At 60.7% G+C, this 8,409-nt stretch carries 8 protein-coding genes and 1 tRNA gene; 2 read left to right on the top strand and 7 right to left on the bottom strand.

All coding sequences use genetic code 11. From position 1 onward, the window contains the following. Positions 1 to 368: 368 nt before the first annotated feature. The 6 genes from Q9S52_RS10015 to Q9S52_RS09990 form a co-directional block, all read right to left on the bottom strand. Positions 369 to 450, bottom strand: a tRNA-Tyr gene (locus tag Q9S52_RS10015). Positions 451 to 600: 150 nt separating this feature from the next. Beyond that, a complete protein-coding gene (locus Q9S52_RS10010) occupies positions 601 to 1,260 on the bottom strand; it encodes a hypothetical protein (RefSeq protein WP_294592402.1) in 660 nt (219 codons plus the stop codon). A 263-nt stretch (positions 1,261 to 1,523) separates the two neighbouring features. After that, on the bottom strand, positions 1,524 to 2,036 hold the full coding sequence (locus tag Q9S52_RS10005; protein ID WP_294592405.1) for a PH domain-containing protein: 513 nt from the start codon (positions 2,034 to 2,036) through the stop codon (positions 1,524 to 1,526). 478 nt (positions 2,037 to 2,514) lie between these two features. Then, positions 2,515 to 3,339, bottom strand: a complete 825-nt coding sequence (locus Q9S52_RS10000) for a TatD family hydrolase (RefSeq protein WP_294592408.1) — start codon at positions 3,337 to 3,339, stop codon at positions 2,515 to 2,517. Further along, positions 3,291 to 5,516 carry an alpha-N-acetylglucosaminidase gene (locus Q9S52_RS09995; RefSeq protein ID WP_304709006.1) on the bottom strand — a complete coding sequence of 742 codons (2,226 nt, stop codon included), beginning with the start codon at positions 5,514 to 5,516 and terminating at the stop codon, positions 3,291 to 3,293. Before Q9S52_RS09995 ends, Q9S52_RS10000 begins: the two co-directional genes overlap by 49 nt. Beyond that, the gene (locus Q9S52_RS09990) at positions 5,516 to 5,947 is read right to left on the bottom strand and encodes a polyketide cyclase (RefSeq protein ID WP_304709005.1); all 432 of its coding nucleotides are present in this window, start codon (positions 5,945 to 5,947) and stop codon (positions 5,516 to 5,518) included. The genes Q9S52_RS09995 and Q9S52_RS09990 overlap by 1 nt, the downstream gene beginning before the upstream one ends. 626 nt (positions 5,948 to 6,573) lie before the next feature. Here Q9S52_RS09990 and Q9S52_RS09985 point away from each other — a divergent pair. After that, positions 6,574 to 6,741: a hypothetical protein gene (locus tag Q9S52_RS09985; RefSeq protein ID WP_304709004.1), complete on the top strand. Its 168-nt coding sequence runs from the start codon at positions 6,574 to 6,576 to the stop codon at positions 6,739 to 6,741. Positions 6,742 to 6,912: 171 nt separating this feature from the next. Here Q9S52_RS09985 and pyrE read toward each other — a convergent pair whose 3' ends face one another. Further along, complete coding sequence (gene pyrE / locus Q9S52_RS09980) at positions 6,913 to 7,542, bottom strand: orotate phosphoribosyltransferase (protein WP_294594876.1); 630 nt, start codon at positions 7,540 to 7,542, stop codon at positions 6,913 to 6,915. A gap of 15 nt (positions 7,543 to 7,557) precedes the next feature. Here pyrE and Q9S52_RS09975 point away from each other — a divergent pair, with 15 nt between their 5' ends. Further along, the gene (locus Q9S52_RS09975) at positions 7,558 to 8,217 is read left to right on the top strand and encodes an NUDIX hydrolase (protein ID WP_300728262.1); all 660 of its coding nucleotides are present in this window, start codon (positions 7,558 to 7,560) and stop codon (positions 8,215 to 8,217) included. Positions 8,218 to 8,409 lie beyond the last annotated feature (192 nt).

Genomic DNA, 8,409 nt, shown 5'->3' with positions numbered 1-8,409 from the left:
CGCGACCCTTAGCTTGGAAGGCTAATGCTCTACCGACTGAGCTACTTCCGCTTGTTTTCGGTGGTGTTTGCGAGGGGGTGTGCCGTTGTTCTTGTATGCCTCTTTGTTTTAAGGCGGAGGGATTACGTCACTAATGTGCCGTGATCATTGTCTCCGTTTACCCCTGAGATGGATTACGTCACTGGCGTGCCGTGATCCATTGCCTCCCGGCGGGACCCCTACAATAAAACTCTATCGCCGGCAACCTCATGAACTGCGTTCATTTCTGGTTTTCCGCCAGTCCTCGCCTTGCAAGCGAGCTTGCGGCGGGACTGTCTGCAAACCAGAGCCTGACGGCTGAACGGCTTGCCGGATGATAAACTTTTTTGTGGGCGGAGATGGATTCGAACCACCGAAGTCGAAGACAGCAGATTTACAGTCTGCCCCATTTGGCCACTCTGGTATCCGCCCGAGTTTCAACCTGTTAACATTTCCCCGAAAAAGGGAGAACAGGACATTTCGGACGACAAAGATAGGCATTGGTTTTGAATTTCCAAACTTTTTCGTCCTTTACCCTGCTTTTTTTCAACCTATTAGACGGGAGGGGTGAAAAAGGGAGGGTTACAGAACTTTGCGGATGACGATTCCCTGGACGAGATAGAGGTGGCGGATGCGGTCGCGACGGAGGCCGAGGGGGGGCTGGTCGCTGCCGGAGGGGGGGTCGAGCCAGAGGCCGGAGGCGACTTTCCGGTCGGGGCGGATGTAGCCCATTCGGGCGTATTCGCTGGTCACGAGGAGGTAGATCTCGCCGGGGAGAACGGGGCCTTGGGGGTCGACGCGGCGAAGGGCGACGATGGCGCCGGAGGGGATGTCGGGGGCCATGTGGTCGCCGGTGCAGAGGGCGGCGAGGTCGCAGTCGTCGATGCCGGGGATGGAGAGGTGGCCGTCGGGCTGGGCGGTGGCGAGGAGGGAGGGGTCGGAGGCGAGGCGAAGGGCGTCGAGCGGGTAAAAGGGGATGCGTCCGGAGGCGGTGTCGGGACGGGGAGGGAGGGGAAGGCTGGAGAGGTCGGGGCTGGGGCCGTCGCCGGTCAGGAGCCACGAGCGGTCGAAAACGGGGTAGCGACGGACGATCCGGTCGGCGAGGTCTTTGCTGATCCGGTTGCGGTGGCGTTTGATCTGGTAGAGGTTCTGGCTCCGTTTCAGGCCTATGGAAAAGGCGAAGGCGTTGGTAGACAGGCCGGTCCACCGGATGATTTGTTCGAGCCGCTGCCAGTCGGTCATGGTGCAGGAGGTTTGAATGTTACTGCATTATGTTGCAAAGTTGCATCATAATGTTTAAATTTGCTTTATACATTTTATACATGAAATCGAATAACTGATTGTTAATCACCGATAAAACTCGCATCCGACTATACAATAAAATATTTAAATTCGAGTTATCGTCTCCCGTTTAATATTACTTATCTGCTTTGTATGCAGGACGTTCCGAAGGGCTGCCACCGTTCGGAACGTCTCTTTTTTGTATCCGGAGGGGAGAGAGGGGGCTATTCGTACTGCTCGACGGCGCGGATGAAGGCGGCGGGGTCGTCGCAGCTGATGATGTATTGTTCTTCGTAGATGTCTTCGATGAGGACGAAGCCGCTCCAACGGGAGGCGCAGAGACGAAAGAGGCGGCGCTCGCGGAGGTTGAGGTAGAAGCCGTAGTACCCGCCGAAGCCGTAGACGCCCCAAAGGGGGATGCAGTAGCGCATCTGGCGGGGTTCGACGAAGCGGATGTGGCGGATGTCGGAGAGGGGGATCTTGATGAGCTCCATGACGCAGTGGATCTCGACGGAGTGGGGGGAGACGCGCATGAAGCGGGGGATGGAGAGCGAGGCGAGCAGCAGCAGCACGACGACGATGGTGGCGAACCAGGCGGGGAGGTAGCTGGCGCCGGAGAGGTAGAAGAGGAGGCCGACGAGGGTGCCGACGAGGAGGAGGGTGGCGAGGGTGAGCCACCGGGCGCGGCGGTCGAGCCGAAAGCGGAATTTGGGGTCGATGGTGATGGGGTCTTTCATACTATCTACACTACAATATAGGTCGCTGCGCGACGAAGGGGGCGGGGTCTTCAGGCCGGCGGAGGCATTCGGCTGACGATGGACCCCCGGTATAGGTCGCCGGGTCGGGTGGCCCGGGTTGAACCACTTGGGTTTGGGGGCCCGGAAGGGGTGGCCGGTTGGGTGGCCTGGCATGGGTGGCCGGGTTGAACCGCTCGGGGTTGGGCCCCCGGGAAGGTCGCCGGGATGGCCCTCGGTTTGGGCACCCAAGATGGGTGGCCCGAAGGAACCGCCCGAGGTTGAGTGGCCCGGTATAGGCCCCCGAAGTTGAGCCGCGCCGAGATGGGTGGCCCGAATGGTCGTCCGGATGGTCGTCCGGATGGAACCGCCCGGGGTTGGGCACCCGGGAAGGTCGCCGGGATGGCCCTCGGTTTGGGCACCCAAGATGGGTGGCCCGAAGGAACCGCCCGAGGTTGAGTGGCCCGGCAGCCCCCATCGATCAAAGGAAGAGGCCGGCGGCACGGGCGGTGGTGGCGGCCCGAACGGTTTCGACGGAGAGGCCTTTGATCTCGGCGAGGCGGGCGGCGATGACGGGAATGTGGGCGCTCTCGTTCCGGGTCCCGCGGTAGGGGACGGGGGTCAGGTAGGGGGAGTCGGTCTCCAGCACCATGTTCTCGACGGGGATCTGCTCTAGAACTTTCACGACGGAGGAGTTCTTGTAGGTGATGAAGCCGCCGACGCCGATGGCGAAGCCGCCGAGGGTGGCGATGCGTTCGTAGTCTTTGAGTGTCCCCTGGAAGCTGTGGAAGACGCCGCGGATCTGGCCTTGCAGGGGTTCGAGAAGGGGGAATATCTCGTTCCAGGCGTCGCGGACGTGCAGGATCAAGGGGAGGTCGTATTCGATGGCGAGTTGCATCTGAATGACGAGGGCTTGGCATTGCGCGGTGAGGGAGCTGGTGCTCCAGTGGAGGTCGAGGCCGACTTCGCCGATGGCGCACCACTTCACAGGGGGTTCGCGGAGGAGCTGGCGGACGATCTGGAGTTCTTCGCGCCAGCGGGTGTTCTCGTTGACGGAGGTGGGGTGCATGCCGATGGCGGCGCGGCACATGTCGGGGTGGGCCCGGACGGTGTCGAGCAGGGCGCGGTGGCTGCGGGAGTCGACGGCGGGCAGGATGATCTGGCGCACGCCGACGGCGGAGGCGCGGGCGAGGGTCTCGGCGCGGTCGGGGTCGAAGTCGGGGTCGAAGAGGTGGGCATGCGTGTCGACGTAGTAGTCTACGGACGGGAGGGATGCCGGGTGAGGAGTCGGTTGTAAACTTTCCATGCCGTTTCTATTGGGTGGGTCTCGGCCTGAATGGGGTATGGCGCGGTGGCTGCGGCCCAGGCGGATTCCATGGGGTAGTAGTCCGCAGGGGGGGCGTCGCCCCGGTTCATGGCGTCGAAGAAGGTTTGCCAGCGGGGGTAATAAAGGTCGCGCAGGAGGCCGCTCCATTCACGGTGGGCGTAGTCGCGGAGGCCGCCGAGGTCGGCGGCGTGGCGGTTGCCCCAGGTGGTGAGGAGGGTGCGGGCGTTCCAACGGTAAAAGTCTTGCTGGGGTCGCAGTCTGCTCCACTGCATGGCGCTCTCGATCCAGGGGCCGACCATGAATTCGGGTCGGGAGCTGAGGAGGGTGTCTTGCAGCAGCAGGAGGCTGAGGAAGTCGTCGCTGAGGCGGCGAAAGCGCTCGCGGTCGTTCCGGTCGAAGGCGGTCTCGATCTGACGCAATAGTACATTGGCGTGGTCGGCCAGGGCTTGCCGGGCGACGTCGACGAGGTCGTATTCGAAGTTGTTGCAGCCGCGGTACCGATCGGCGACTTGGAGCATCAGGCCCAAGGCGCGACGGGTCTCGTCGGGGTCGTAGTTGAGCCGGGCGGAGCCCCAGCTGGAGACGCGGTCGACGCGCAGGGCGGGACGGGCGCAAAAGACGGATTCGGTGGTTCCTTCCTGTGTGCCGTCATAGGGGGCGTCATAAACCGTATTGGCGAGTATTTTCCAGGCTTCGACCACGGGTGGCAGGGTGCGTCCGTACCGGGCCTGCACATAGCCCTCGACCCACTGGATCCGGTCGAATTTCTCGGGACGCCACGGCAGCTCGTAAAGCAGTTCGAACATCACGGGGTTGTTCTCGATCCCTTCGGGGGTGGTGCCGACGCCGCGAAGGAAGCGGGCGCATGAGCTGTCGGCGTGATGCATGTCGCGGGCGAGGTAATAGCTGTCGATGAGGCGGCGCATCTTGCCGTGCATGCCGACGTTGCCGCCGAAGTTCAGGAGCATGCAGTAGACCCAGTCGTGCCGTCCGTAGCCGCCGTCGCGCCACCAGGGGGAGCGTCGGTCCCCGCCCCACATGGGGCGGCTCTCGCTGAAAAGGTCGAGTACGAGCATATCCCCGCCGGGCAGGTCGCGGATCATCTCGGGGTGGGGGCAGCTCTGCCAGCCCTGAACAACCCAAACGGCGCCGGGGTTGGCGCGTTTCATGGCGTCATAAATGGCTTGCCCGGCGGCAGGAAGGTCGACGCCTTGCGTAGAGCCGCCTTCATGGAAGGGGTCGATGGCGAAATAACGGGCGTCGTCGCCGTACAAGGCTTTGAGGTTCTTATAATAGGTGTCGGCGACGGTCCCGAACCGGGGGTCGGTGGGCAGCAGGAAGGCGGGGCGACGATAACCGCACCAAAGGCCGGGGTCTTGCACTTGGGTGAGCCCTAACTGCCGCCACATGGCGGTGTCGTTGGGCACCATTCCGCCATACCCGGCAAAAACGGGCTGCATGCCCCACTCCCGATACCGCTGGACGATCTTCTGCTCCAGTTCGGCTTGTTTGTCGTACCAGTCGGCAGGGTTGGGCCCGCCCCAGGCTTCGAGGTTGTTCATGAGCCACCAGGCTTGATGTGCGGGCCCGGCGATGAAGCGGTCGATTTGCTCTTTGTCGAACCCGAAATCGAGCAGGGTGTTCCGCCAGACGGTGGCGGAGCCGGTCAGGGACAAGGGGGTGGTGATGCCGTGCAGGGCCATCCAGTCGATCTCTTGCTGCCAGCGTTCCCAGTTCCAAAACGGGGTGGAGTAGGAAAAGGTGCAGTAGTTCATGTAGTACCGCACGAGCATGTCGGTGGCATGCCGCTCGACGGTCTTAGGCTTGGGAAACTTGAGGTGGCTCAGGCGCGGGCGGGGGTTGTTCCAGGTAATCTGCACGCCTGCATAGTACTTGAGGTACCAGTTGAGGCCGACGGCGATGGAGAGGTAATTATTGCCGCGAATGACGATTTTCCCTCCTTTGGCGTCGAGTTCGAAGAAGTCTCGGGGGGATTGCTGTTCTGCGAGTTCGAAGAGGAAGCGGGAGCTCTGGCCGGGCTGGATGCGGTCGACGAGGGCGGACACGGGGTTCCCGGCCGCGCTGCCGAGGGCGGCGAGGGGGGCTCCGAAAAGGGTCAGGAGCAAAAAGAGGGCTATGAAAAACCTGCGGCGCATCAAAGGTGTGCGTTGTTAAAGGCGTGGGCGATCTGGTCGGCGATGCTGTCGACGGCGCCTTGCAGTTTCCCGCCGACCATCATCTTCATCATGGGGTTCAGCTCGATGTCGAGCACGATCCGCATGTGGGTCCGGGGGGTCGACGACCCTTCGGGGGTGGTGTCTTTCATCTGGGTCCAGAAGGTGAAGGGTAACGGAAGGCTGCCGCCGGTGTCGTCGGCGCTCACTTTTATGTGCTTATTGGGCTCGCGCTCGACCATCTTCAGACCGATGGTGAAGCCTTTGGCGCGGAATCGGCAGGTCTCTTCGGTGGCTTCCCACCCGTCGACTTTGTCGGCGAGGATGGGGGTGAAGTTCTCGAAGCTGGACAGGACGCGGAAGATCCGTTCGTCGGAATGGGATATCTGTACTTGCTTGCTGGTGTAACGCATGGCTAATTCTGTGTTTCGTTCGTTTACTGTGTCTGCCCGCAGGAACTACCGCTTTTTTTGGGGGGTCGGTTCGCGCGCCGGGGGAAATCTTGTCAAAACGCGCCAGCGCATTTTGACGATTTCCCTCTTTAGGCGGGGCGCGCAGGAAAACTGTTGTCGCGCGCCTACGCGATTCATTCTCTTTCGGCTTGCGCCGAAATAGCTGAATCGCTTCTTTTGGCGGCGGCGCGCGAGCAACTGGAAAGTAATAACGGCCGCGCGCCATGACGCGAACGCGTCGGCCAAGCGGGCCACACGTCCCGTGGACGGGAAATGCTTACGCATTTCAACTACCAGCCTCGGCCCAATTCCTCGCCCCATTCTTTGTTCGCGCGCCGGGGAAATCTTGTCAAAACGCACAAGCGCATTTTGACAAGATTTCCCTCTTTAGGCGTGACGCGCGGGAAACTGTTGTCGCGCGCCTGCGCGATTCATTCTCTTTCGGCTCGCGCCGAAATAGTTGAATCGCTTCTTTGGGCGGCGGCGCGCGATCGGGACACTGCCCCGGATGGAACTGTTCTTTTTGTGAACAAAAAGAACCGAAAAACCGACGCTGCCAGTGAGGGCAATGCAAACATAGTTTGCAAATGCCGAGCGGCGAGGAGGAAGGCGAAGCCAAACTTCAGACGGATGCTTCGCATCCTCAAGCTGCCGGCGGCACAATTCTTTGTTCGCGCGCCTTGGGAAATCTTGTCAAAACGCGCAAGCGCATTTTGACGATTTCCCTCTTTAGGCGCGGCGCGCGATTGGTTTGAGGGTACTGTTCTCTTTGTGAACAAAGAGAACCAGAAAAACTTTAGACGGAGGCTTCGCATCCTCAAGCTGCCGACAGCCCAAATCTCGGTCTTTTTTTGGGCCGCTTCTTGAAAAAACGGCAGTTCCATCCGCGCAGACACAATAAACGAACGATTAAAGGGGGCGGTTTCTTATCTGCCCCACGTGTCCGGTGACTGACGCCACTCGCGAAGGGTGGTCACCTCTTCCGGCTGAACGTAGCCTTGTTCGGTCGCCAGTTCGATCAGGGTGTTGTAGTCGGACAAGGTGTCCAGCTCGACGCCGGCCTGCGCGAAGTTGGAGGAGGCGGTCGGAAAACCGTAGGTGAAAATAGCGACCATCCCGAGTACGTCGCACCCGGCGGAACGCAAGGCTTCGACGGCTTTTAACGAGCTCCCGCCGGTCGAAATGAGGTCTTCCACGACGACGACTTTCGAACCGGGTTCGAAATGGCCTTCGACTTGATTGGCCATCCCGTGATCCTTAGGGGCGGAGCGGACGTAGATAAACGGTTTGCCGAGCGCTTCTGCGGTCAGCACGCCGCAGGCGATGGCTCCGGTCGCCACGCCGGCGATCACGTCGGCATGGGGATATTTCTCGGTGATCAGGGAGGCGAAGGATTCGTAGATCTCGCGACGGGCGGCCGGATAGGACAGGGTCTTCCGGTTGTCGCAGTAGATCGGCGAACGCCACCCGCTGGCCCACGTAAACGGATTTGCAGGGCTGAGTTTTATTGCCTTAATTTGCAGCAATGTTTGTGCAATCTTTTTGCCGGTTTCCATACCTACTAACTACTTATGAAAAAGGTCTATCGTTCGGATAATGTCGTCGCGTTCGGCACGCCGGAGGAGTGCGCGGCGCTGGCGGCGGCGACGGAGGCGTCGTGGCTGGTCATGCAGGCCGATACGCTCGGGCCGGACGGCGGGGCGACGCTCGGATTAACAAATTTGCAGAGAATTTTCGAAACGGCCAAATCCGTAGCGTTCGTTTCGAGGACGGAGGAGGAGAATGAACGATTCTTCGCGCAGTTTGCGGCGCAGTTCCTGCCGATAGAGGCGGCGGGGGGGCTGGTCGTGTCGCCGAGGGGGGAGGTGTTGATGATTTTCAGGAACGGAAGGTGGGATTTGCCGAAGGGAAAGCTGGAGGGGGGGGAGGAGTTGGCGGAGTGTGCGGTGAGGGAGGTGGAGGAGGAGTGCGGGATTCGGGGGCTGGCGGTGGGTAAGTTGCTGACGAGGACGTATCATCTATATGAGTCGCATTACGAGGCGAATGACCGGTGGGTGCTCAAGCGGACGACGTGGTTTGCGATGGAGAATGACGGAAATGAGGAGCTGAGGCCGCAGACGGAGGAGGGAATTACGGATATTCGGTGGATTGCGGCGGATAGTCTGGCTTCGTACATCGAAAATACGTACAGCACGATTCGGGATGTATTCGCGGCGGCGAAGAGGTTCTGAGGGGGGCTTTTTCTTGTGGGGACTTAGGTGTTGATTTTCATGAGTCTAAGGGGCTATTGCGAGATTCCCGGCGGCGTTTTTTCGCTTTTTATCGAAAAACTGTTTGCGGGTTCGGAATTTTAGCTTACCTTTGTCTCCGGAATTTTCGGGGTGTAGCACAGTCCGGTTAGCGCGCCACGTTCGGGACGTGGA

The organism is uncultured Rikenella sp. (assembly GCF_948810725.1).
Classification (GTDB): Bacteria; Bacteroidota; Bacteroidia; order Bacteroidales; family Rikenellaceae; genus Rikenella.
The sequence above is the reverse complement of the archived record's forward strand: the minus strand, read 5'-3'. Positions and strand labels throughout refer to the sequence as shown.